25 protein-coding genes are annotated in these 22818 nt (G+C 54.1%); 16 read left to right on the forward strand and 9 right to left on the reverse strand.

The features are described 5' to 3' along the window. Positions 1–15 precede the first annotated feature (15 nt). Together RAL91_RS02645 and RAL91_RS02650 are read right to left on the reverse strand one after the other, a co-directional pair. Complete coding sequence (locus RAL91_RS02645; protein ID WP_306259462.1) at positions 16–480, reverse strand: DUF1203 domain-containing protein; 465 nt, start codon at positions 478–480, stop codon at positions 16–18. 136 nt (positions 481–616) lie between these two features. Beyond that, positions 617–793 carry a hypothetical protein gene (locus tag RAL91_RS02650; RefSeq protein ID WP_306259464.1) on the reverse strand — a complete coding sequence of 59 codons (177 nt, stop codon included), beginning with the start codon at positions 791–793 and terminating at the stop codon, positions 617–619. A gap of 448 nt (positions 794–1241) precedes the next feature. On the opposite strand from RAL91_RS02650, the gene RAL91_RS02655 reads away from it, so the two are divergent. The 5 genes from RAL91_RS02655 to RAL91_RS02675 all read left to right on the forward strand — a co-directional run bounded on the left by RAL91_RS02655 (position 1242) and on the right by RAL91_RS02675 (position 6470). After that, a complete protein-coding gene (locus RAL91_RS02655; protein ID WP_306259466.1) occupies positions 1242–2519 on the forward strand; it encodes a sugar ABC transporter substrate-binding protein in 1278 nt (425 codons plus the stop codon). A 146-nt stretch (positions 2520–2665) separates the two neighbouring features. Then, positions 2666–3526: a carbohydrate ABC transporter permease gene (locus RAL91_RS02660; protein ID WP_306259467.1), complete on the forward strand. Its 861-nt coding sequence runs from the start codon at positions 2666–2668 to the stop codon at positions 3524–3526. After that, positions 3523–4350 carry a carbohydrate ABC transporter permease gene (locus tag RAL91_RS02665; protein WP_306259469.1) on the forward strand — a complete coding sequence of 276 codons (828 nt, stop codon included), beginning with the start codon at positions 3523–3525 and terminating at the stop codon, positions 4348–4350. Before RAL91_RS02660 ends, RAL91_RS02665 begins: the two co-directional genes overlap by 4 nt. Before the next feature lie 46 nt (positions 4351–4396). Then, positions 4397–5479: an ABC transporter ATP-binding protein gene (locus RAL91_RS02670; protein ID WP_306259472.1), complete on the forward strand. Its 1083-nt coding sequence runs from the start codon at positions 4397–4399 to the stop codon at positions 5477–5479. Between the two features lie 61 nt (positions 5480–5540). Further along, positions 5541–6470, forward strand: a complete 930-nt coding sequence (locus RAL91_RS02675) for a nucleoside hydrolase (protein WP_306259474.1) — start codon at positions 5541–5543, stop codon at positions 6468–6470. A 682-nt stretch (positions 6471–7152) separates the two neighbouring features. Here RAL91_RS02675 and RAL91_RS02680 read toward each other — a convergent pair. Continuing rightward, positions 7153–8124 carry a hypothetical protein gene (locus RAL91_RS02680; RefSeq protein WP_306259476.1) on the reverse strand — a complete coding sequence of 324 codons (972 nt, stop codon included), beginning with the start codon at positions 8122–8124 and terminating at the stop codon, positions 7153–7155. Between the two features lie 29 nt (positions 8125–8153). Continuing rightward, the gene (locus RAL91_RS02685; RefSeq protein WP_306259478.1) at positions 8154–8921 is read right to left on the reverse strand and encodes a hypothetical protein; all 768 of its coding nucleotides are present in this window, start codon (positions 8919–8921) and stop codon (positions 8154–8156) included. 1251 nt (positions 8922–10172) lie between these two features. Here RAL91_RS02685 and RAL91_RS02690 point away from each other — a divergent pair. The 7 genes from RAL91_RS02690 (at position 10173) to RAL91_RS02720 (ending at position 15275) form a co-directional block, all read left to right on the forward strand. Beyond that, a complete protein-coding gene (locus tag RAL91_RS02690; protein WP_306259480.1) occupies positions 10173–10532 on the forward strand; it encodes a hypothetical protein in 360 nt (119 codons plus the stop codon). A 223-nt stretch (positions 10533–10755) separates the two neighbouring features. Further along, positions 10756–11820: a YncE family protein gene (locus RAL91_RS02695; protein WP_306259482.1), complete on the forward strand. Its 1065-nt coding sequence runs from the start codon at positions 10756–10758 to the stop codon at positions 11818–11820. Positions 11821–11889: 69 nt separating this feature from the next. Further along, positions 11890–12489: a hypothetical protein gene (locus tag RAL91_RS02700; RefSeq protein WP_306259484.1), complete on the forward strand. Its 600-nt coding sequence runs from the start codon at positions 11890–11892 to the stop codon at positions 12487–12489. Positions 12490–12611: 122 nt separating this feature from the next. After that, positions 12612–13112 (forward strand): c-type cytochrome, encoded by a 501-nt coding sequence (locus RAL91_RS02705; RefSeq protein ID WP_306259486.1) that lies wholly within the window; start codon positions 12612–12614, stop codon positions 13110–13112. Between the two features lie 330 nt (positions 13113–13442). After that, on the forward strand, positions 13443–13793 hold the full coding sequence (locus RAL91_RS02710) for a DUF302 domain-containing protein (RefSeq protein WP_306259488.1): 351 nt from the start codon (positions 13443–13445) through the stop codon (positions 13791–13793). 89 nt (positions 13794–13882) lie between these two features. Next, positions 13883–14308: a cytochrome c gene (locus RAL91_RS02715; protein ID WP_306259490.1), complete on the forward strand. Its 426-nt coding sequence runs from the start codon at positions 13883–13885 to the stop codon at positions 14306–14308. A 397-nt stretch (positions 14309–14705) separates the two neighbouring features. After that, positions 14706–15275 carry a hypothetical protein gene (locus tag RAL91_RS02720; protein ID WP_306259492.1) on the forward strand — a complete coding sequence of 190 codons (570 nt, stop codon included), beginning with the start codon at positions 14706–14708 and terminating at the stop codon, positions 15273–15275. A gap of 242 nt (positions 15276–15517) precedes the next feature. Here the strand turns inward: RAL91_RS02720 and RAL91_RS02725 are convergent, their stop codons facing one another. Continuing rightward, on the reverse strand, positions 15518–16150 hold the full coding sequence (locus tag RAL91_RS02725; protein WP_306259494.1) for a tyrosine-type recombinase/integrase: 633 nt from the start codon (positions 16148–16150) through the stop codon (positions 15518–15520). Positions 16151–16333: 183 nt separating this feature from the next. On the opposite strand from RAL91_RS02725, the gene RAL91_RS02730 reads away from it, so the two are divergent. After that, complete coding sequence (locus tag RAL91_RS02730; protein WP_306259496.1) at positions 16334–16891, forward strand: hypothetical protein; 558 nt, start codon at positions 16334–16336, stop codon at positions 16889–16891. Positions 16892–17230: 339 nt separating this feature from the next. On the opposite strand, the gene RAL91_RS02735 is transcribed toward RAL91_RS02730, so the two are convergent. Continuing rightward, complete coding sequence (locus RAL91_RS02735; RefSeq protein ID WP_306259498.1) at positions 17231–17728, reverse strand: MarR family winged helix-turn-helix transcriptional regulator; 498 nt, start codon at positions 17726–17728, stop codon at positions 17231–17233. Positions 17729–17823: 95 nt separating this feature from the next. Between RAL91_RS02735 and alaE the strand changes: the two genes are divergently transcribed. After that, the gene (alaE, locus tag RAL91_RS02740) at positions 17824–18252 is read left to right on the forward strand and encodes an L-alanine exporter AlaE (protein WP_306259500.1); all 429 of its coding nucleotides are present in this window, start codon (positions 17824–17826) and stop codon (positions 18250–18252) included. A 399-nt stretch (positions 18253–18651) separates the two neighbouring features. Here alaE and RAL91_RS02745 read toward each other — a convergent pair whose 3' ends face one another. Continuing rightward, positions 18652–19197, reverse strand: a complete 546-nt coding sequence (locus RAL91_RS02745; RefSeq protein WP_306259502.1) for an SIS domain-containing protein — start codon at positions 19195–19197, stop codon at positions 18652–18654. A 548-nt stretch (positions 19198–19745) separates the two neighbouring features. Here RAL91_RS02745 and RAL91_RS02750 point away from each other — a divergent pair. Beyond that, positions 19746–19979, forward strand: coding sequence for a hypothetical protein (locus RAL91_RS02750; RefSeq protein WP_306259504.1), 234 nt, complete (start codon positions 19746–19748; stop codon positions 19977–19979). A gap of 100 nt (positions 19980–20079) precedes the next feature. Here RAL91_RS02750 and RAL91_RS02755 read toward each other — a convergent pair whose 3' ends face one another. Beyond that, positions 20080–20946, reverse strand: coding sequence for a LysR family transcriptional regulator (locus RAL91_RS02755; RefSeq protein WP_306259506.1), 867 nt, complete (start codon positions 20944–20946; stop codon positions 20080–20082). Between the two features lie 87 nt (positions 20947–21033). Between RAL91_RS02755 and RAL91_RS02760 the strand changes: the two genes are divergently transcribed. Continuing rightward, a complete protein-coding gene (locus tag RAL91_RS02760; RefSeq protein ID WP_306259508.1) occupies positions 21034–21228 on the forward strand; it encodes a hypothetical protein in 195 nt (64 codons plus the stop codon). A 228-nt stretch (positions 21229–21456) separates the two neighbouring features. Here RAL91_RS02760 and RAL91_RS02765 read toward each other — a convergent pair whose 3' ends face one another. Then, the gene (locus tag RAL91_RS02765) at positions 21457–22809 is read right to left on the reverse strand and encodes an MFS transporter (RefSeq protein WP_306259510.1); all 1353 of its coding nucleotides are present in this window, start codon (positions 22807–22809) and stop codon (positions 21457–21459) included. Between the last annotated feature and the right edge of the window lie 9 nt (positions 22810–22818).

Below are 22818 nucleotides of genomic sequence, written 5' to 3' on the forward strand. Positions count from 1 at the left end.
AACGCAGGAGAGATCCTAACGCGTCGCCTTGGCCGCAAAGCAGCCTTGCTTGGCATTGTGGATATGAGCGTAATCAATCGCCGGGTTGGCAAACAGGGCATCGAGTTTTGCAGCCAAGGTTTTGCCGTCCACCAGATCAGCCTCTTTCAAGAGATGATCATTGCCAAATCCCCTCACAGAAAGAACGCGAAGAGACAGCGATTGCGGTACTTCGTTTCGGTCAGGTTTGGCTTGGCATGCGCCCTTGCGCACATAAATGGCGTGGGATGCCTGATACGGAGAATTTTCCGGCAGGTGCTTAAAATTTGTCAGAATAAGCTCATCACCAATGTTTGCATCCTGAAGGCTGACGCGGCAGGGAAATCCCGGCTTGCTGTCTGCTGTCACCCGAAGAGCCCCGATATGTTTCAGATCTGCGTCTGAAAGCGCGAATAAATCTTCAAAGTCGCGACCGGCAAGAGCATGAATCTGGAATGACATTTTGATCCCCAATAAGTTTGTACATCAGGGACGATATAAGACTTGGCCGGTTTAACTGGTCGACCCGTTTCTTGCTTCAGGCGATCAATCAATCGGTTAACCCGACTGTTATCAGGGTAAAAACTCTTGCTGCGGGTTACGGCAAGATATCCCCAACCAGCCCAGCTGCTAATAAGCCGGCAAACAACAGCAGAAGTGCGCAGGTAATGGCCACAAATTTGGATCGTTCGGAAAAGCGCTCGACGCCCATCAGAAACGCCAGGAAAACCATCAATCCGAAAGCATGGCCCGAGACAGTGGAAATCGCCATCATGGGAAGGCAGGCTTTTATGCAATGGCCATCAGACCGGCGTGGACATAGGGCAGGCTGAGGCTCTGAAAGAGGCTTGTGGAACAGGAAACCGCATTGCCAATGCAGACCGATCCAGCTGGCAAGGCGACCGCGCTGAAAATAGGTTTCAATGTCTCAGCAGGGTGGTGGGCTCAACAAGGGAATGCAACACTTTAATCTTTGAATGAAAATGGATGACTGGCAACTGACGTAAGGGCAGCTTTTTCCTGAACCGACCGGTGTGGATTGGGCATTCGTTGTTTGGCAGGTTCCTGACGAAGGAGGCAGCCGGAGTGGCGAAAAGCGATGGGCCGAACGAATGGCCACGCTACAGTTTCCGGCCCTGTTCGCTCCCCAACAAAAGTCAAATGCAATTGACAATTGTAAAGAAGGCTCTTACCCTGCCTTAAAAATAAGGGAGGAAAGCACTATGAATAAGTACAGCCTGAAGAAATCCTTTGGAGTGATGACTGCGGCGATGGCAGTGTCATCTCTACTTGTCATTCCCGGGATTGCGCAGCAAACAACCGTCAATTTTCTGGGAACCAATTCGCCCGAATGGTACGCGCCCGTTATTGAATCTTTTGAGGCAGCACACCCCGACATCGCGATCGCCTACCAACAGGTGCCGTTCAATGATTTGAATGCAGCCATCGAGTCCCGTGTCGGACAAGGCGACGCCAGCATTGATATCTTCGAAGCGGATACGCCACGTGTTCCAGCATCGGCTGCGCGCGGACATCTCGCGTCACTTGAAGATCGCCGTGCGGCTATCGAGGCAGCTGTTCCAAACCCGGTGGATATCGAGCAGGTCAGCCACGAGGGCGAGATCTTCGCTTATCCGATGTGGTCCTCCACGCAGTTGCTCTTCTTCAACCGCGATCTCCTCAACAAGGCTGGTGTCGAATTGCCTTCTGGCGCACCGGAAGACAGGCTGACATGGGCGCAACTGCTTGAAAAAGCGAAAGCGGCGCAAGAAGGTGGCGCAGAGTGGGGCGTAATCGTTCAGCAGGTTGATCGTTACTATCAATTGCAACCGCTGTTTGAATCAAATGGCGCGGGACCAGGCCTTACCGGCGATGGTTTGCTGGAGCCGGATGTGACCAATGACGGCTGGATTTCAACGGCACAATGGTACCAGGACATTTTTGAAAATGGCATTGCACCACGCGGCATTGCGCCAAACCAGACCAATGCGCTGTTTACCAATGGCGAGCTTGCCTTTCTGGTCGGTGGCCCCTGGGTATTGGGCGGCTTTACCGGAACGGACGGATTGAACTTTGGCGTTGCACCGCATCCCTACTTTGAAGGCGGCTCCAAGGTGACACCCACAGGCGCCTGGGCGCTGGGGATTAATCCAAGCGCAGCCAACAAGGAAGCTGCTCAAACGTTTGCTGAGTTTATCACGCTGACCGGCGATGGCTCCTATCTGAGCATTTCCAAGGCACCATTTCCGCCGACCAATGCCGAGGCTCGTAAACGCTATATCGCTGACCTTGCTGCCATGGTGGAGACCATAGGACCGGTTGATGAAATCATCTCCCATGAGCTTGAAGAAACGGCTGTTGGCCGTCCCAGAACCATTGGCTTTGTGGCCTTTGAGACCATCATGAATCGCACTTTCAGCGATATTCGTAATGGTGCAAATGTTGAAGAGGCACTCAGTGAGGCTGAGACGCAGATCAGCCGTGCGCTCAGCCGTCTCTAAAACGATCTGAAACCTGTCTCGCGCGGTCAAAGCACACCAGGGTCTGGACTTGATTTAATCCCCGATTGAGTTCAGACCCCGGGAGTTTTGACCGCGCTTTTCATTTTGCAACTCCGCCTGACAGGCGCAAGAAATAGCAGGCAGTGATGAACGCGCGTAGCAGGCTTTTTGCCGCGATACTCTTTCTCGGTCCAGCGCTTCTGGCCGTCATTCTGCTGCGTTTGTGGCCAGCAGTCAGCGCCGTTAATGATTCTTTGCTGGCCCCGCGAGCCGTCACCTACAGCCTGGAAAACTACTTCTTTATTCTGACCGACCCGTCGTTCCAGAACAGTCTGGTCGTGACCCTGATCTATTCGTTGATCGTCAATCCACTTCAGATCGCCATAGCCCTTGCATTGGCCCTGCTGGTGAACGCTGCCATTCCGCTCATTGGTTTCTGGCGAACGCTCATTCTGCTACCTGTCGCCATTCCACAAAGCGTATCGGCTGTTGTCTGGGGGGTTGCGATGCGCCCGGATGGACCGTTGAATGCGGTCCTCGTTGCGCTGGGTTTTGAAGAACAACGCTTTCTCACCTCGCCGGATCAATCACTTGCCTCGATCATGATTATCGTCAGCTGGATTGGCGTTGGCTACTGGATGATGTTCCTGCTGGCGGGTCTTCAGGATGTTCCCAAATCGCTGTATGAGGCCATCAAGATTGATGGCGCCAACCGCTTCCAGCAATTCTGGTATGTCACGCTTCCCCAGTTGCGCCGACCGCTGACCTTTGTGCTGGTCGCGAACACCGTTGCCAATTTTCTGGTTTTCGCGCCGGTTCAGATTCTGACCCAGGGCGGCCCGCAGGGCTCCACCAATCTCATCATGAACGAAATTTATACGCTGGCTTTTGTCTCTGGTGATCCGGCCAGCGCAGCAGCGGCCACGGTCATCCTGGTATCTGTCGTGCTGCTGGTGGTGATTTTTCAGTTCCGCATGATGAGTGCGCCAGAGGATACGGATCGATGAGTTATGCCCGCGTCCTGCGCTTTGCGCTGATTGTTGCAATCGCTCTTCTGTTTTTCCTGCCGCTGTGGTGGGTGGCGGTCAGCGGCATCCGGCCATCTGACGAAGTTTTCAAGTTCTTGTCGCCCATCAGCCCGTGGACTCTCTGGCCGCAGGAGCTCACCTTTGAACATTTGGTCGAGTTATGGAATGGCGCGTTCCGTGTGGCCATATTCAACTCCATTTACGTGACATTGGTAACCGTGATTGTTGGCCTGGTGGTGTGTGCCACAGCAGCTTTTGCGCTTGCCGTTATCGACTTTCCGTTTCGCAATGCCGTGTTCATTATCATGGTGGTCAGTTTCCTGATCCCGTTTGATGCCATCGCCGTGCCACTGTTTAACATCATGCGCGGCCTTGGCCTGCAGAACACCTATACCGGCCTTATTCTGCCAGGCATCGGCAATGGGCTGGCGGTCTTTTTGTTGCGGCAGTTTTTCCTGGGGATTCCCAAGGAACTGCGTGAAGCCGCGTTTGTCGACGGGATGGGCTGGTTCGGGATCTTTGCAAGGATCTACGTTCCGCTGTCGGGCCCGGCGTTGGTGAGCGCGGCGCTTATTCTGTTTGTCTTTCAATGGCAGGCCTATCTCTGGCCTCTGCTGATTGCGCCAAATCCGGAATACAAATTGGCCGCTGTGGCGATGGCGCAACTGTCCAACATCTACGACCAGAACTTCGGTCTGCTGTTCGCGGCTGCCCTCTTCATCGCGCTGGTTCCGATGGTGGTGCTGAGCGCATTGCAACGGTTCTACACCGCTTCGGTCGCATCCAGTGGGAGCAAAGAATGAAACCTGCAGCCGATCATCACACAGACCCAAGCCAGGCGAACGCGCAATGAGCCGAGTAACCCTTACCAATATTCGCAAATCCTATGGATCAACGCAGGTTATCTACGGGGTTGATCTGGATATCGCCGAGGGAGAATTTGTGGCGCTTGTCGGCCCGTCGGGCTGCGGCAAATCTACATTGCTGCGCATGATTGCAGGTCTGGAACACATCACAGCCGGCGAGATTGAAATCGGCGGCAGGGTGGTCAATGGGCTGGATCCCAAACAGCGCAACATCGCGATGGTGTTCCAGAACTATGCGCTCTATCCCCACATGACCGTCGAGCAGAACATCTCTCTCAATTTGCGCCTGTCGCGCATGAACAAGGACGAGATCAAACAGCGCGTGTCCAAGGCAGCAAAGCTGCTGGATATTGAAGACTATATGAGCCGGCGACCCTCTCAGCTGTCCGGCGGGCAACGTCAGCGGGTTGCGATGGGCCGCGCAATTGTTCGCGATCCGGCGGTCTTCCTGTTTGATGAACCGCTCTCCAACCTTGATGCCAAACTGCGCGTGCAGATGCGCGCTGAGATCAAGAACCTGCATCAGAACGTGGGAACAACCTCTGTCTACGTCACCCATGATCAAATCGAGGCGATGACATTGGCTGACCGGATTGTGGTGCTGAACGCAGGCCGGATCGAGCAGATTGGCACGCCACTGGAACTTTACGAAACACCGGCCAACCGCTTTGTGGCCGGTTTCATTGGATCGCCGCCCATGAACATGCTGAAGGCCACTATCTGCGAACAACAGGCCGGAGGACTTGGCGCGCAGATTGGCAACCTTGGCACAATTGCACTGCCTGAGACCTATGCGATTTCACCTGGCAGGGAGGTCGAGCTGGGCATTCGCCCCGAGCATTTGATTTTGACCGATGACGCGACCGGAATTCCGCTGACCGTAAACCAGGTCGAACCAACCGGCGCGCTGACGTTTCTCATGCTGGATTGCGCCGGACAGGAAATCGTCGCCAGTGTGAATGGTATGCTCAATCTGACACCAGGTGCGAGCGTACGCGTGCGCGCCGATGCAGCACACATCCACCTGTTTTCACCGTCAGACGGTGCGCGGATCGCGCCGGAGTAACTGAGCGTAGTGAATTTTGGGCCAAACAGGCCTCTTAACAAGCATCAAGGAGTGTAAATCGATGGCCCTGAGTGACGCGCAAAGACTGGACCTTCTCCAATCACCAACGGGCAAGGTTCGCATGGTGCTGGATACGGACACATATAATGAAATCGATGATCAGTTTGCGGTGGTCCAGGCGCTGCTTTCACCAGAGCGACTGGACGTTCAGGCGATTTATGCTTGCCCCTTCCACAACGGACGCTCAGATGGCCCCGGGCAGGGCATGGAGTTGAGCTATGAAGAAATCCTGCGCGTTCTGACGCGTATGGGCCACGCATCTGACGGTTTCGCTTTTCGTGGGGTGACGGAATTTGTCGGTCCTGAAAAAAAGGCCCGTCATGCCGAAGCAGTCGACCATTTGATCGGTTTGGCGCGTGCATCAAGCACAGAGGACCCGCTTTACGTGGTTGCAATCGGTGCGATCAGCAACATCGCTTCTGCGCTTTTGTTGGCACCCGAAATCGCGGAGTCCATCGTCGTCGTCTGGCTGGGAGGAAATGCGCCGCATTGGCCCAAAAGCTTTAACCAGCTTGCCTCATTTAATCTTCGACAAGATGTCGGTGGCGCACAGGTCTTGCTCGATAGCGGGGTTCCGGTGATCTATGTTCCGGCTTCCGGCGTCACATCCCATTTACGCAGCAATGTCCCCGAAATTGAAAAATACGTCGAACCTCATGGTGAAATCGGTGCGTTTCTGGCTCAGCGGTTCAAGGAATACAGCACCGACCATAAGGGATGGTCCAAGGAAATCTGGGACATGGCGGCCATTGGCTGGCTTCTCAACGCGGACTGGGCCCCCAGCGAAATCATGCCTGCACCTGTTATGGGCGACGACATGACATGGCTGAAAGCCGAGGGCCGCCACCCCATGCGCTATGTCGGCCATGTCAACCGCGACGCGATCCTGCGCGACTTTTTCGACAAACTGGAGGCCCATGCCGCAACGTAGCAGCAGATAAAATCTGCTTCGGCCCAAACCACCGGTAAATGAGTCCAGACCCTGTCATTGAGGTGAAAGGTCGCCGGGTTTTCTGAATGGCGCAGGCAGAAACCTCAGCACGGCACCTGAGTCTTGTATGCTTTAGGCATTTGCATCTGCAAAGTCGCGCACATGCATTCGCCTATCCCGTATTCAAGCTCACTATCAGCAAAGCTGACATGATCGGATCAGGCAAAATGACCACTCTCAGAATGGGTTGCAATGTCTTGGTAGGGCGGATTGCGGCCGTTCGCTGCAAGCGCAAACTTGATGGATTATAAGAGCGAAAGCGGACATTGATGAATGAGCTAGGCTTGCATATTTAGCCCTATCTGCTCGAATGACTGTTTATGGCAAGATGCTGTACGGATTTGAGGTTCATGTTCAGCCTCCGGCCGTGCGCCTCGAATGGCGCTCTGTCGGACGAGGAAGACGCTGCGATGAACCAGAGATCCGCAACGAGCCCTATGATAACTAAGAGAAAAATAATCTATGGCTAAGATTTGGCGACATCGTTCTTGATAAACTGCAAATATCCGCTGAGTTATCGGTATTTCTACTGAAAACTATACGAAGCGCTCCCATCTCCAACCGCGAACTCGAATATGTCAGAGCCGGAACCACCGATCAGCATATCATCTCCCAAACCAACTTATGGAGCCATCCGGCTTAACAAGTTTTGCTGGAGAGTTTTGGCTACGAAGGTTGGGTCCTGATTGGGATCCGATACGGTTATGTGAACCACTCCTGCCGGGCGGGCTGTGATGATATGAATATACATACCAAAATCCGAAGGTGCCTGTCTTAAATAATGGGTTTCCCCATCTGTAGAATACGGCACGTAGCTGTCATATTCATATTCTTGCTTCTCGCCAAGTTGCGGTTTGTAGATATTGAACGTCACCGTTCGCTGCCCTGAAACGCCATCTTCAAACATGTTCCACGTGCATGTTGAACTACCTCGTGCGCCCGGTTCCACAATTGCTTGATCGCCAACATTGAATGCTGTTCTGAGATCATCTCGAGCCCAAATTTTGCACGCTTCGAACGGCACAGACAGCTCGCGCCTTTGGTGCTGAATATCAGCTACACTGTCCATGCGGCGCGCGATTTCATCGGCCGCGGGACGCATTATGAGGGCGTTAGTCTTGAAGCCGAGATACTGCATAAATACCAGCTTACCGCCCACTTCAAAACTATAAGCATATGGCAACGGTGTGTCCCACGCGGTATCGTTTAGCACCGCTGCATTGGTACCAGGACCATCTTGTGGCACCAATACCGGATCAACGTCAATGTTGAGCCGACGCTCCGAAACAGGCGTTGCGCTTGTCACATCTTCGAGGGTGATGTCGATCGAAAAACCTGCATTGTAGGACCACCGGCAGGCCGTGTTCGATACCTCCCGGCGGGTGATTTCGAAGTCCGTTCGTACGGATGCAATGATGGTTTCATCGGACACAAACGGGCAAGGGTCAATTTCGATCATCGTTGCTGTTTTGCCGGTCGCATCCGCAAATGAGATCGGGGTGTTTGTCAACGGCGCTTCTGCATTTGCTTGCTGAACAAAAACCCCGAGCGCGATTGCGCTGGCAAAAATTGCTTCTCTGACGTGTTTAGCCATCTGATTTCCCTCGTATTTAGTCGGTTCGCCTATGGCCTAATCGTGCTTGCGATACAGATTTCAGCGTTGAATGGAATAAGCCTCGGACCGCCCGCTTTATGGTCAACCCCTAGATACCAGCTCTCACTGTATGTGCCGGAGAAGACGGTTGAATTCGACAGGCCGCTAATCTGAATCTCTCCGTCCAATGGTTCCAACCGAAATGTGTTGTCTGGACCACAGCGGTTCGATGGCCGGGTCGTAAATTCGGGGATTTTGAAATTTATGGTAACTTTTCCATTGCTCCTGCGGTTGCATACCCGTTGCCCCGTGCAATCCAGTTCTTGTGCTGTGATAGAAAGCGATACGCGACCAACAGTGTCATACGCTGTGGGTTCAGCACCTGTATTAACATGAATCCACATTTGAGTGGTGTCATTCTGTCTTCGATCGTTTGAGGTGAAAACATGTTGACCGACCCGGATAGGGAAATATCGCGTACCGCCGACAATACCGCCCTCATTGATCGAATAGAGCTCGGTGCCCGAGAACTTTAGTCTATCATACTGATCCCTGGCTTCCTGATCATAAGCCTGCAGTTCGACGGTCATTTCATGCAATTCGCCCACACCATCGGAATCGCCAGCCTCCAACACTTCGAGACGATGTAAATTACGGACCTCCACTCTGTAGATATCTGGCCCGGAACCCAATCGCTGTTGTGATGTCCGTTCACTGGCCATGACCGGCGCGCCAAAAGTCGATATTGTGGCGGCGATCATTCCCGCGGCAACGCCGAAGCGAAATTGTTTGTACATGATTTTATTCCTCATTTTACGAAGTTCTATTAGCCGCCAGTCCAAGCGGCACAAACGCGACCACTGTTCATCGCAAGCTGACCACCTGAATTAACGCCTCCAGCGCCAAAACTAATGATTGACCACCACTGGTTACAGGCCGAACTCTGATATCATTGCCGCGCCCAGAAGATGCATTTAAAGGTTCCGGCACCATGCGCGCGTCATCCGCCATTTGATACGATAGGTATTTGCGCGCTACAAGTGTTATCCCGCCTAGCCGGTATCGGCATCGAAACCTGATAGGTAACAACGCCGGTGCTTCCGCGATTACAGACACGATCAACGGAACAGTCCAATTCGTGTGCGTCTTCGCATTGCCAAATCTTACCCGAACGATCAGAGAGTGGCACGAAGCTCCGGACAATTGATCTTGATTTGAGTAGAATGCCCGACATTGAACCAATGTCAGCTTCAAGAAAATCCTCTAGTTGAGTTATGTACACCATAAATATCTGCTAAGGGCCGGATTCCGGACCTTAGCTGCAAGTGCGAGAATTGCAGGCTCAATCTGGGAAGCAGGCCATGACGCAGGCATTACGTCGTTCTTGGTTTTCAAGCTCGGGAGCACTGTCCGTCTGCTCCTCTTTGCACTACGTGTTCACGGACCTGCCCCCCGAGGCTCCCGTCCAGTGGGTCTTATTCCGACATCGGCATAAGACCAATAATGCCGAGGTTCAGATTATGCCGCGCTCTCATGATGGGATGCTGGTTTACTAGGGTTTGTCTCAAACCTCATCTGCATAAACCTGCTGTACGCCACAGCGGACATTGCGGCATTTAGCAGCGAGTTGACACTTTGAGCCCAATTTGCAGAATACTGCACATTGGCCGAATGGAATTGAAGCCCACCACGTCAAGCCGACATCATCGTGCAAAAGCACTGATCAATGACCCCCTATTAGAAAGACGCCTCCTGCAGGCAAGTTGGGCTTTAGAAAAGGGACGGACTTTTTAGTTCAGGGACCACGGGCTGGACATATGACCTCATTGGCCAGACTGCAGATCAAAGAATACTCAAGCAGAGCACCGCTTCTGCAAACTGCCGGGAGGGGGCCAATCTCAATTGATGACCTTATTCACCGCACCATTTCTGACGCTAATTCGACTTTCCGGAACAAGTCATGGCGGACATCAGGTTTCACGATTTGATCTATGTCAAGGCCAACTTGGCGATTCGGTCTAATGTATGGGTCATTGGAGATGTACCCCATGAGACAGTGGAAACTGCAGCGTCGGATTATCACTCAATCGAATAAGGTTGTGATGATCGTCGCAGTTCTGGCGCTTGTCGTATTGAATGTCTTCGACGGCCATGTAGCGGGCACTTGGCCACACGACCCCGTTGTTGAACTCGTTCAGATCGATGACAAACCGCTTATGACCAAAGCGCAGGCGAAGACTGATGAGAGCGATTACTGTCAGTCCGCATTCGGCTGTCATGTCGCGTTAACGGGTGAATTTACGAATTTTGCATGGACTGACTCGAACGATACGTTTTTTGCAGCGCCCTTTGACAAGATGGGATCGTCTCTGCTGAACGGCCATTTCCGACCTCCCAAACATATCTGACATACGTGCGCCGGCACGCCCCGGCGCGTTGAATTCCTGATCTTGGAAGCTGTATTTTTGAAGGCGACGGCCTTTGTTCCGATACCATAGGCGGTGTGTCGTGCTTCGGGAAATGGTGCCGATTGGAGATCGATTGACACGTGAAGTCAGGACAATTGGCGGGATGATGCAGCAACACTCTCACACATAACGGCCTGGTGGCCGACATCCGGAAGGAAACCCAATGAAGTGTAGAAATTTGAGAAAGGTGCTGGCGACGGCATCGGTGGGTGCGCTGATCAGCGGTATGGCTGTCGCGCAGACCGTCTTTATCCCCGAAGGCAGCGCGAATTCCGTTCTGATGGTGGATGCGTCCACGGGCAGCGCGATCCGCCGGATTGATGGGTTGGAGGCGGTGCATGGTTTGTCCGGCGCGCCTGGCGTGCCGGTTCTGGTTGCCGGCAGTTATGCCGAGATCGACCGCGATGACGTTGCCCAGACCGCCCAACCCGAAAGCGTGTCCGCCGATGAACACGCCGCCCATCATGCCCCAACGGCCAAATCCATGGGCCCCGCCGACGCGGGCGTGAGCCTGCTCAGCATTCTTGATACACAGACTGGCGAAATACTGCGCCGGATCGAGGTGCCGGGCGCTGTGCATCACACCGCCGTGTCACCCGATGGCCGGTTTGCAGTCGCGACCCATCCGTCGAATGACGGAATTTCGGTGATCGATTTGAAAAGCTTCAAGATGACTGCGTGGATTCCGACCGGGGCGATGCCCAATTACGCGGTTTTTGATGTGGATCGCGGCACCGTTTATGTCTCGAACGCGGGCAACGGCACCGTCAGCGAGGTTGATCTGGCGCGCGGGATCGTGCGCCGTAACATGGTCGTTGGTGCAGCCCCCGAACACATGGTCATTGATGCTGTAGGGCGTGCACTCTATGTCGCGGACGCTGATGCTGGGCGCGTTTTGGAACTGGCACTGGAAAGTGGCGAGACGCGCCGCAGCTTCGATCTGGGTGGCGAAATCCACGGCATTGCACTGACCGATGACCGCACGCGCCTGATCGTGGCCGGGCGGGGCGAAGATATACTTGCGTCGATCGACCTTGCGCGCGGCGTGATCACGACGGTTCCACTTGCGCCCGAGCCCTATCACCTCACCACGATCCCCGGCACCGGGCGTATCTTCGTCTCGTCGCGCGCCAAGTCCAAAGTCTGGATTATCAATCCAGTCGATCTCAGTGTGACTGGCGAATTTCCGGTGATGGGCGAAGGCCACCAGATGGTGGTGATGAACTGAGGCCCCACGCCCGGAATCTGACAGGGAACCACATTAGAAGAAGAAGCCAAACAGAGGGAGGAAATGAAGATGCTAGAAATGCCCTCAATCATTGCGTCCGCCATAATCGGACTCGTTGCAGGTGCTGACCCATCGCCTGCGCTGGCGCATGAGTTTACCGTGGCGATTGTCGGCGACGGGTTGGCCGACGATCCTGTCACACATGTCGCCGAGGCCGTGCGCGGCTTCATCGTAGCCACCCGCGAAAACGACGGCCACGCATTTGAAACGTCTGACGGGCATCTGGGCGGGCTGGATGTTCAGATATGGGTGCTGCCGCCCGGCGGTGCCGCCGCTGTTGCCGAACTGGTCGGCTCTCCTGCGGAAACAGCCGATATCGCGCTCCTTCTCGGTCCGGTGCCCTCGGCCATGGGGATCGGCGACGCGGCGCTTGGTCTGGCAACGATATTTGTACGACCAGCGGCCTTGCCGTCGCCGGACCTTCGCGCAGCCAGCGGGTTTGCGGGACGGTTCAGGGCGCAATTCGGCCACGAGGCAAGCGAGGCAGCAGAGCAAGGCTACAATGCGGCCCGACGGATCGATCGGGCGATCCGCGCCTCTGGCGATCTGGACCTGCGCGCCACAATCAGGGCGGCGCTGAGCAAAACTGAACGGGGCATGGATTGGTAGACCGCCCCGTATTGCTCCACTGGATCCGAAAACAAGGCTACCCGGCTCGTTTGAAAAAAGAACCACCAAGCGAAATCGACGCTGAAAAGACAAAACCAAACTAAAAATGGAAAGGACATTCAATGAAAATCATGAAACTGACGATCGCCGCTGCCCTTTTGCCGTTCACATTGCCAGTGGCCGCACAGCAGCAAGGCTCAACAATTGGAATGAACAACGGGATGATGGCCGAAGGGTTGATGATGCCCGAGATGGACGCGGGCAAGGGGCGAACGCTTTTTGCTGAAAAGGGGTGCGTTGTTTGTCATTCAATCAACGACGTGGGTGGTCAGGATGCTGCGATGCTCGATGCCGAATTCATGGAAATGCCGATGAACCCCTTCGAGTTCGCTGCACGCATGTGGCGCGGGGCCGGTGCCATGGTCGCATTGCAGGAGGAGGAGTTGGGTGGCCAGATCGAGCTTACCGGCGAGGAATTGGCACATATAATCGCCTTCGTGCATGACCAGTCCGAACAGGCAGAGTTCTCCGAAGCCGACATTCCCGAGGCGGTCAAGGGGATGATGCACCATGAGACGGAAGATGACCATCACGAAGGAGGTCCGGAAGACGACCACGGCTGATGCGCGGTCGTGCCCGATGGTGAATTCCGTTACGCCGGAGCATGGCGCCGGAATGCGCATTCAGGCGCTTTTAAGACGCCAGACCTGCGCCGCCCGCCAACCTCGGGATGTAACGGAATTCACATCCGGACATGCCGGTGCGGACCGGTCTCGATGTCTATCAAAGGAAATTAAAAGGAGAATGAATTGATGAACGGATTTGGAATGGGTTTCGGCGGAATCTGGATGTTCCTGATCCTTCTGGTGATCGTTCTTGCGATCGCTGCACTGATTAAATACTTGCAAAAATAGCAGCAAACAAGGTGGAGAACTTCCCGATGAACTACTCGATTGACCGGACGTTCGAAGGCGCGGACACGCAGTGCGCTTGCCGGGGCTGGCTTTGGCGTCCTGACCGAGATCGACGTCAAGGCGGCAATGAAAACGAAAATCGACAAGGATATGCCGGGCTACCTCGTTCTCGGGGCTTGCAATCCGGAGATGGCCTGGCAGGCGATCGGTCTGGAACCGAAGGTGGGCGCGATGCTTCCTTGCAATGTCATCCTGCGCGAGGTCGGCAACGACGTTGAGGTTTCGGCGGTCGACCCGCAAGCCTCGATGGCCGCGATTGACAATGGCAACCTCAAGCGTGTCGCGGGCGAAGTGCGCGATCTGCTGCGAAAGGTAGTGGAGGCGATATGACCGGTGTGAACAACCGCCACCGTAACGGCCTGATCGCCCTCGCGGGGGTCGCATTGGCAGCTGTCGCAATCTGGATCTTCGGTTTCTCGATGGGGCCGAGGGTCAGTCACAGCGATTGGCCGCCGCAGTTTCAAAGCAACGGTGCGCGGTTGTACTTCACCGGCGTGGGTGTTGGCGGGCAGCCGATCAGGGCCATTGGCGGTGATCGTCACATGCCGATGATGGGGGGCGGTGCTTGTGTCGCCTGCCATGGTATCGATCGGGAGGGTGGCAGGTTACGCCCGTTCTTCTGGACGGTCGCTCCGGCGATTACCGCAGAGGCCCTGACGGGCGCGCATGGCGATACGGACGATCACGCACATTCTGCCTATACCCGCGAGAGCCTGGCAGAGGCACTGACGCGGGGCGTCCGGCCAGACGGCAGTGAGATCGGCCTCGGTATGCCGCGGTGGGCCATGTCGCCCGAGGACCTGTCCGACCTTGTCGCGTATCTATTGCCGGGCGACAGCGGCTAAGTTTGGCAATCTGCTGACGGGTCGTATGTAGATACCCTGTTCAGACGCGACCAAGTGCCCCGTGCCGAGCAGTGTCATTTGAGCGGCCAACCGCCTATTTGGCATTATAAATCGCAATGATTGTCAAATACCGGGTTCCCACTGTGAGCGCTATAACGGAAATTACGGTGTCGGAAGTGTTCTGCCAGAATGCGAACGTTCGAGTTCTGTGCCGCGAACAGCAGTTAGGCGCGTCTTTGCGTCTCTGTGAAAACGCAATGCGCAAGCTGCGGCCATTGGAGTTGATGGCGTGAAAGGCAGCAAAGTCCGCATTGTTATCGTCCAATTGCGGGAGATTGAGCGTCTGCTTTCTTGATCTGTCATAAGTTTAGCCTTCACCCAAATGAATGAAAAACTTATGAAAAACAATGCAACATCACAGTGTAGCACGGGTATTGAACACGATATTGTTGACCCGGTAGCGGGTTTTGGCACCCTCATTGAGGCTGAGGGCTATGGCCACAACTCACAGCTGCAATACAGCGCCACCGCAAGGAAATTTTGGTCTGCGATGATCGCAGCGGACCTCAAGCCCATTGATCTTTCCGATGACCAAATGGAACAGGTTGCCACTCAACTTGTCAATAAGGCGTCGGCGAAAGATCGACAGCACTGCCGCTTTCGTATCAACAGGTTCAGGGATTATCTGATCCAGAATGCAAATACCCCCGCACGTTCTGTGCCGAAACTCGACATGTCACCAAGAGCCTGTCTGAAACGCGAATATGACACGTATCTCAGGATTCAACGCGGCCTTTCTGTCAATACGATTTATCACTGTCTACGGTTCTTTGACCGTTTCTTAACGTCAAAGTTTGGTGAAGGGCTTGGTGATTTAGACGCGATTAGTCCAACTGATGTAACCGGCTTCATCCTAGAAATACGCAAAGCGAAGAATGGACTACCCCTTTTGCCGAGGGCCGAATGAACTGAGCCCAGCAGAAGTTCGATCTCTGTTCCCTGTAAGCGAACGTCTCTGAAATCGAAGCGCTCTGATGGTGCAAATTGAAGTCACAATGGACCTGCCCCGCTTTTGTGCCGCCCCGAGTGCTCGGGAGGCCAGAATGCTGCGCTCTACTGCCAATGTCTCCTTCGGTGGGCCGCACTGCAGCATCCCGATGGTAGGGTCAATGGCAGCTCCGGGCCGGCTTTGACGCCGGCCCATCAATTCTAAATTTCTACACTCTCCGAAATGGCGAGCGCGTCCTCGAGGTCTACACCAAGGTATCTGACGGTACTGTCCATTTTGGTATGGCCGAGCAAAAGTTGAACTGCACGCAGGTTGCCTGTTTTCTTGTAGATCTGCGCGACCTTGGTGCGACGCATCGAGTGGGTGCCGTAAGCGCTTGGTTCGAGACCAATTGAATTTACCCAATCCTTCAGCATTCGCGCATATTGCCTTGTCGAAATGTGGGGGCGATCATGGAAGCGACCGGGCCAGAGAAAGTCATGGCCTGACATCAATGGATGGCAGACCCAGTCCACTAAAGATTTGCGCGTCCCTTCTGTAATCTCGAACCGGACCGGAGTTTGGGTCTTGCTTTGAAGAATTGAGGCGCGCTCCTTAATAGCGCCCGAGGCGTAGACATCGGCCACCTTGAGCTTGACCAGATCACAGCCGCGTAGCTTGCTGTCGATAGCGGTGTTGAACAATGCAAGATCGCGGACGGTATTTGCGAGTTCTAGCCGAACACGGATTGCCCAGACATGCTTGGGCAACAACGGACGTTTTTGGCCGATAATACGACCATGGTTCCATGCGCGCTTTGACGGAATAATCATGGGAAGGTTGGAAGTGGACATGACAAAGTCTCCTCACCATTCCCTCCATCCGCAGCACTCAGACATTCAGCAATAAGATATTCGGTCGGAATTGGTTTCGAGGCAAATTCCGCTTTGAGCCCATATTGCTTTGGGTCAGGGCGCCGTAGCCTGTTTGGGGCAGTCGTGCTTGATGAATTGGGCACGCGTTGATATGTTGTTTGAATGGTTGAAAACGTGGCTCCCGTGCAAGTAGTTCAGTTCAAGAGACCGGACGGAATTTTGCTAACCTATTTGGGTGGGGTGATCATTTCTGCGGCCTTTTTGGGTTTGATTGTGGTCGCCGTGCTGGCGCGAAGCTATGACCTCAAGACCGTTACTTTGTGCGTCTTAGGGTTAGCAGGAGCCTGCGCATTGGGGGCCGGGTTCATCAATGCCTGGCGGACGCCCATGCTGACGATCCGACCCAACGTTTTGACAATAACAACATTTTTTGGACAACGCGAAATATCAATCCATGAAGGTCATCCGTTCGGGGAATACCTCGCATCGTCCGTGCATAGCCGCCGCCGAGGGGGGACAATAGAGGGCAACAAATTCGTGCACTTCTACACGTTGGATGCCGGTGACTTGGTCGAGTTGGTGGCCATGCATCGTGAGGCAACCGAGATTTCGCAGATCCGTCGGGCTTTTCAGGACGTTGCCGGACTGACTATCGAAACGCTCAAGGTTGATGCTAAAAATCCGTCGCGGCCGGATGTTGCGCACTGGAAAAATCGATGAACCCTTTTTCTGCTTGCCGACTTGAACTGATCGAACCATCGGTTGCCCGCGCTGCGTAACGGATCCCACTTGGCTTTTGGAAGACTAGATCGGGAACGACCGAAAAGTCCGCTCAGCTGTAATTTGTGCTGGAGTTATTTCAAGCCACTGGAAATCATGTGAACGGCAGGTTTGAGCCCGCTTTACCGATTCTCTGCAATGCAGCTAATGTCTGCTATCACGTGAGAGCCAAAACCCTTTAACCACTGGTTGGGTTTTGATCGGGGTTTGTGGCAGCGTCAAACGGGGTGGTTTTGGTGTATTCCAAAAAGGAGCGTTTTTGGAATATAGCCGTATTGCCTAGTAGGTCTCGTTCACCGGACATTCAGAGCAAGCTACAACGTCGCAAAAGCGACAGCATTGCACAGCCGCCTCCGGTGATGACACCATGCTTGCAAGAGCCTTTTTCAGTAGCGCTTTCAACTGCTCTTGCTCACTGGATTCAAGCCCCTCGATAACGGAGCCAGCCGTTGCGGCCCGTGCGCCCAGAAGCTGCTGATAGGTTTCTAAACCGTCATCGGTTAGCGACAGGCCAACGGCACGCCGATCTGTTTGAGATGTCGCGCGGATCACCAAGCCATCGTCTGACAGTCGATCGATCATGCGAAGCGTCGCCGCGTGAGAAAGCTGCATGTGCGCACTCAGCGCACGGATGGTCATGTCCGTCTCTCGTCCTATGAACGCAATGGCCTTTGCCGGTTCATCCCGAGGAAGACAACGTGCAGTGGCCACGGCAAGCCGGTCGGAGACGGCAAGCCCGAATGCGCAGACGATGTTTGAAAGGTCAGTTTTAATCATAGCGCAAATATATATGCGTTGCACACACATCGCAAGTCGCCTAAGTATGTGTGCGACACACATAATAAAGGTGAGTGATAATCATGCGAAGCTTGATGGCAGACACAACAGCCCTTGTTCTCTTTTTCACGCTTACTGGCGTATTAAACGAGCGGTTCATTGCGGGAATGGACTGGCAGGAAGTCGGCCTAGCGCGATTGATAGGGACACCACTTATGATAATAACAGCTCGCCCCTATGGTCTTTGGCGTGATCTGGTCATGGCTACATCTGGCGAGGCAATCTTTGGAAGGCCAAAGGCGCTTCTATTCGATACGCTAGCACTGTTAAGTTTTCAGGTTCCAATTTACGCTGCGATCATTTGGATGGGTGGAGCCTCCGGCGCAGGTCTTCTTTGGGGTATCGTTGGTGCGGCAGTCATTATGATTTTTTGCGGACGGCCATACGGGCTTTGGCTTGAAATAGTGCGGCGATGGTATGGCGTCGGCCAACCGCACAAAGAACGCAGTGGCCGTTTTGCTTGAGGGAACTGCCCTGTCAAAAACCACCGTTTGTTGAACGGTAAGAATTACAGTCGATCAGGAGCCGATTTCACGAAAGCAGCCATTGGCGCACCTGCAGCGAAAGCACACTATGTCCCGCATTGCGGTCATCTGAGCCAGTTATTGTTCGCAGATGCGGCGAACGACTGCAATCGGGAGAGCCGATCTTGCCCGACGAACGGCGGCTTTGGGCCGGAAGTGTCGGTGGTCTGTGCGGACTGGGTGGCAGTTGCGGCGAACTTCCGCTTAGTGTCCAATCTGTTAAATACTGCGCCTAAAACAAAAGGCGTGTTGCGCATCAAGCGTACATGTTCGCCAGCGATGCGCCAGACGGATTGTCCCGGTAGAGACAGGCGATTTCGTTCGCCTGTGCAGATTGTTTCATTGAAGATTGGTATGACGCTGCCACATTCTGTTGTGAGCGTCGTCTGTTTTTTTCACAAGCTCAAGCGCCAAACAGTCCAGTAAGATCAGGGCTCCTTGTTCAAAAAGTGTGCCTCCGAACTGCATAGTTTCTCCCATAGGTACGGTTAGAAGCACGTCGGCATCAAGGGCGATTTCGCTGTTTGGCTTATGGGTAACAACGATCAGCTCTGCCCCATCAGCGTGAGCAATCTCGGCGAAGCTCTTGCTGACAGGCGTGCGCCCCGAACCGCACACTAGTACAAAGTAGTCGCCTTTCCGAACAGCCGGTGCGGTGGCCTCATCGGTTACATGGCATTCGAATCCGAGATGCATAAAACGCATTGCTGCCATTTGAGCGATGAGGCCTAATCGTCCCTGCCCGGAGAAGAACCAACGCCGATTGGATGATTCTTCAAATACCGAGAGCAGTTGCCTAAATTCCTCCTCTGATACTTTGTCTAGCAGTTTGACAATCTCAGCCTGAATGGAGTTCCAAGGCCTCGGTTCTATGTGATCTCTCATATTGATGTCTCCCAATACGCGTTGAATATTCGACGCACGGTTTCAACTGTCTAGCGGTATTTATCCCACCAGATGCCTCAGCACCAGATGTGATGAATTTTCGAAGATGGTCTCCCAAAGCGGGCGCGCAGCCTAAGTCTGCAAAGTGCGCATAGCTATCGTCCTAAGCCAAAGGACGAACACTTTGAACGAATGTCTGCATTGGAGCGCAGTTGGATTTCAGTGCAAGGGAGATCGAAAGCCGGCTTTGGACCGTTAGCTCCAGCGTAAGAAGCCGATGATGGCAGAGCCGGCATAAAACAGTTGCAGCGCGAAAAACGCTCATCTTTTCTCAATTATCGCCCAGCCGGAAAATGGAGTTGCGGAGGTTCGGAGTACTTGCCGTTGTCGATGCCAGGAAAACCCGAGATTGTGGCGTGACACCGATAACTGCAAGTAGTCCCAAGCTTCGCGATGTGAACCAGGCTGACCTGGACAGTTGGAATTTTCGTCTGTTTTTCCAAAGAAAATGTATAAACAGGTCGATGTAAACATACGGGGGACTGGTGATGCAAAGTCGAACCTGGACGACAATTTTCGAATGGCTGGGCTCCGCTCTCGGTATTCTATATGCCCTTCTGATAGCATCAAATACCGGCAATGAAATTCTTGCGTTCACATTGCTGCTCACCTCCGCGACGCTATTTTCCGGCTGGGCAGTAATAGACAAAAGATGGGCGTTTTTAACGCTGCAACTGTTTTATGCAGGCTCGGCAATCATCGGCTTCTTACGCTGGGGCTAACGGTCCGGAGCGGACCTTCGTGTGTTCGGCAGCGAAGGGCAGCAAGGAGCCCAAACTACCGAATGCTGCGACATTCACGAATGTCCGCTTCGTGCTTGTATTAGCTCAATTTCTTGAGGTTCCGCGCAATCCGGGGCACTGCAAAGGCGGTAAAGCGGCGGATCTCGGGCCGCTTATGCGCAGATGGAGATGCGATCAACCAGACCGGCAATTCAGAGCCGGGTGGCGGGTCAAAACAGCGCACAAGATTCGGGTTTGCATCCCCAGTCGTCACCGGGAATGCGCCAATACCTTGGCCGGTTTGGATCGCCATCATCAAATCGTTGGCTGTTGCGCATCGCACAATGTTGCGACGTTTGCTCTGGATATGCGTCAGCAAATGGACACGATGATCTTCCATATCCTCGCAGAATTCCGTAGGCAGCGTATGATTGGCGGCATAGGTGCGCGAGGCATAATAGGTCCAATGCGTCTGGCCGACTTTCTGGGCAATCAACCTGTTGTCAGAGATCACTGGTGTCATGCGCAGGGCAACATCAGCCTCTCCTTTCATCAGGTCCAGATTTCGTTCCGAGAAAACGAATTCAAAACTGACTCCCGGATGTTTCTCGACATATTCGGCGACCACTGCCCCTATGTTGCCAAACGTCTCGTTCTCAAACGCGGTGATACGGATAGGCTCGCTGGCCCGACCCCTCTCGGTTTCGGCTTCCGCTGCAAACGCAAGGGCGGCTTGCTCGAGGGATTCGGCATAAGGTAACAAGGCGGTCGCGCGCTCTGTCGGCTCCGCCCCGCGCGTAGTTCTGTCAAACAATGTCACACCGAGAGTGTGTTCAAGAACGTCGATGCGCCGCGCGACAGTCGTCTGGTTGATCTCCAAATGACGAGAGGCCGCAAGGGTCGACCCTTCGCGCATCACTGCGAGGAATACCCGCACGTCTCCCCAATCTCTGAACCGGCTCTGCATTTTTGCATATCAGCACGGCGCCGTGACAGATACCAGAAGTACTTTTCCAAGCGTAATCTATGTCCAACAATATGATGGAGACCAAAGATGAGCGCCCTGTCCCTTTCCCCTTTCTCGTTTCTCAACTGGACCTTTCGGAAAGCCGAACCAAAGGTCGATGACACCGCCCTGTTCCACGATGTTGAACGGCGTAAGATCGTCGGTCACATGATTGCAGCAGGCGCCTGTAACAGCGAACACGGCGTCCAAATGCTAATGTCGGTTTTTCCAGACCAGTTTTGAACCAGGCCTTTAATGCCTGCCACAGCATTGGACGGCCCGATCGGGCACAGCCTGTACCTCATAGGAAAGAGGGTGAATCCTAAGACGCGCATCTCTGGCGGTTACAGGACCTGGTTGTTAAACGGCTAGAGGGAATTTGAGATTCAAGAGCGCAACAACGGAAGTATCCAACGGCAGCCTTGGACCGATGCAAATCGATAGTTCAGGTAACGGGTGCCATGGCCAAACCTAAGGCTGCCGAGCGCTTTTTGCGGCAAATGTCAGAACGATGAAACCCGCAACCAGAAATACGATCAGGGCGCTGATGCCGATGCGCTGGGATTGCGAGATGAAGGTCAGCAAACCAACGGCCAGTGGTCCGGCAAAACTGGTAACTTTGCCGACCATGGCATACAGCCCATAAGCGCCTGTGCGCTCATGCGGCTGTGTGATTTCTGCAAGATAGGTGCGGCTTGCTGATTGTAGCGGACCTGCCGCTGCGCCAATGACGCCGCCGATCAGATAATAGCACAACTCGGCGACGCTGGTGGACACCGGCACCACAAACAAAATGGCCGTTTTTTCAACCGACAGAATGGCAATTGAGGACAGGATGAGAATGATGATGCTGCCCTTGATGACGGCAATGGAGCCAAGGCGATCATTCAGGCGGCCACCGATCAAAGCGCCGGCAACGCCGGTAATGGTCAGGAAAATGCCGAAAATGCCAAGCTTGGTCGTATCCCAGCCAAACACGCTTTGGGCATAAATTCCGCCAAAAGCAAAAAGGGCAATCAATCCATCCACATACAGCATATGTGCCAGAAGATAGAGAAACAGGGGCCTGTCCTGCCGTGCGCGTTTCACCCGTGTGATGAGATCGCTAACGCCCTGCCGGGCGGCTTTGGCAAAAGACATGCTTTGCCGTTTGGCACTGTCCGGAGTGAACAGAAACAGGGGCAACACGAACACAAGATACCACAATGCCGTCAACGGGCCTGTCGCACGTGTGCCTTCTGCTGCAACCGGATCGAGGCCGAACAGCGGCACCATGCCCAACAGTGTTTTGCCGCTTTCAGGCGAGGCCACCAGAAAGCCCAGCATGATGACGAGAGACACCAGACCACCTGCATAGCCAATCGCCCATCCGGTTCCGGACAGGCGTCCCAGGCGCTCGGGCGGCACCAGATCCGGCATCATGGCATTGGTGAAAACCGTGGAGAATTCCGCGCCGATTGTCACCAGAATATAGGCCCCCAGCACCAGGAAAATGGCGGAGGTGTGAGAGCCGCCAGGTGCCAAAGGTTCAGAGAACCACAGCAAGAGTGCACCAATCATCAGCAGCACTGAAAAGCTGGCAATCCAGGGTTTGCGGCGGCCCGTTATGTCTGCAATCGATCCCAGCAACGGCGACAGAACCGCAATCAGAATTCCGGCGGTGGCGGTGGCATATCCCCAATAGGCCTGACCCGCGACACCATCCTCCATGAACCTGCCGGCAAAGTAGGGCGCGAAGATAAAGGTGGTGATCAATGTGAAGACCGGCTGTGTTGCCCAATCAAACATCAGCCAGCCGAAAATTCCCCGCCTGGAAACGGTCATAAAAATCTC

Source organism: Pararhizobium sp. IMCC21322 (assembly GCF_030758295.1).
Lineage (GTDB): Bacteria > Pseudomonadota > Alphaproteobacteria > Rhizobiales.

Bases quoted from the DNA above. Each gene is read 5' to 3' on its own strand.
- RAL91_RS02645 (WP_306259462.1), bottom strand. From the start codon at position 480: ATGTCATTCCAGATTCATGCTCTTGCCGGTCGCGACTTTGAAGATTTA.
- RAL91_RS02650 (WP_306259464.1), bottom strand. From the start codon at position 793: ATGATGGCGATTTCCACTGTCTCGGGCCATGCTTTCGGATTGATGGTT.
- RAL91_RS02655 (WP_306259466.1), top strand. From the start codon at position 1,242: ATGAATAAGTACAGCCTGAAGAAATCCTTTGGAGTGATGACTGCGGCG.
- RAL91_RS02660 (WP_306259467.1), top strand. From the start codon at position 2,666: ATGAACGCGCGTAGCAGGCTTTTTGCCGCGATACTCTTTCTCGGTCCA.
- RAL91_RS02665 (WP_306259469.1), top strand. From the start codon at position 3,523: ATGAGTTATGCCCGCGTCCTGCGCTTTGCGCTGATTGTTGCAATCGCT.
- RAL91_RS02670 (WP_306259472.1), top strand. From the start codon at position 4,397: ATGAGCCGAGTAACCCTTACCAATATTCGCAAATCCTATGGATCAACG.
- RAL91_RS02675 (WP_306259474.1), top strand. From the start codon at position 5,541: ATGGCCCTGAGTGACGCGCAAAGACTGGACCTTCTCCAATCACCAACG.
- RAL91_RS02680 (WP_306259476.1), bottom strand. From the start codon at position 8,124: ATGGCTAAACACGTCAGAGAAGCAATTTTTGCCAGCGCAATCGCGCTC.
- RAL91_RS02685 (WP_306259478.1), bottom strand. From the start codon at position 8,921: ATGTACAAACAATTTCGCTTCGGCGTTGCCGCGGGAATGATCGCCGCC.
- RAL91_RS02690 (WP_306259480.1), top strand. From the start codon at position 10,173: ATGAGACAGTGGAAACTGCAGCGTCGGATTATCACTCAATCGAATAAG.
- RAL91_RS02695 (WP_306259482.1), top strand. From the start codon at position 10,756: ATGAAGTGTAGAAATTTGAGAAAGGTGCTGGCGACGGCATCGGTGGGT.
- RAL91_RS02700 (WP_306259484.1), top strand. From the start codon at position 11,890: ATGCTAGAAATGCCCTCAATCATTGCGTCCGCCATAATCGGACTCGTT.
- RAL91_RS02705 (WP_306259486.1), top strand. From the start codon at position 12,612: ATGAAAATCATGAAACTGACGATCGCCGCTGCCCTTTTGCCGTTCACA.
- RAL91_RS02715 (WP_306259490.1), top strand. From the start codon at position 13,883: ATGGGGCCGAGGGTCAGTCACAGCGATTGGCCGCCGCAGTTTCAAAGC.
- RAL91_RS02720 (WP_306259492.1), top strand. From the start codon at position 14,706: ATGAAAAACAATGCAACATCACAGTGTAGCACGGGTATTGAACACGAT.
- RAL91_RS02725 (WP_306259494.1), bottom strand. From the start codon at position 16,150: ATGTCCACTTCCAACCTTCCCATGATTATTCCGTCAAAGCGCGCATGG.
- RAL91_RS02730 (WP_306259496.1), top strand. From the start codon at position 16,334: ATGGTTGAAAACGTGGCTCCCGTGCAAGTAGTTCAGTTCAAGAGACCG.
- RAL91_RS02735 (WP_306259498.1), bottom strand. From the start codon at position 17,728: ATGATTAAAACTGACCTTTCAAACATCGTCTGCGCATTCGGGCTTGCC.
- alaE (WP_306259500.1), top strand. From the start codon at position 17,824: ATGGCAGACACAACAGCCCTTGTTCTCTTTTTCACGCTTACTGGCGTA.
- RAL91_RS02745 (WP_306259502.1), bottom strand. From the start codon at position 19,197: ATGAGAGATCACATAGAACCGAGGCCTTGGAACTCCATTCAGGCTGAG.
- RAL91_RS02750 (WP_306259504.1), top strand. From the start codon at position 19,746: ATGCAAAGTCGAACCTGGACGACAATTTTCGAATGGCTGGGCTCCGCT.
- RAL91_RS02755 (WP_306259506.1), bottom strand. From the start codon at position 20,946: ATGCAGAGCCGGTTCAGAGATTGGGGAGACGTGCGGGTATTCCTCGCA.
- RAL91_RS02760 (WP_306259508.1), top strand. From the start codon at position 21,034: ATGAGCGCCCTGTCCCTTTCCCCTTTCTCGTTTCTCAACTGGACCTTT.
- RAL91_RS02765 (WP_306259510.1), bottom strand. From the start codon at position 22,809: ATGACCGTTTCCAGGCGGGGAATTTTCGGCTGGCTGATGTTTGATTGG.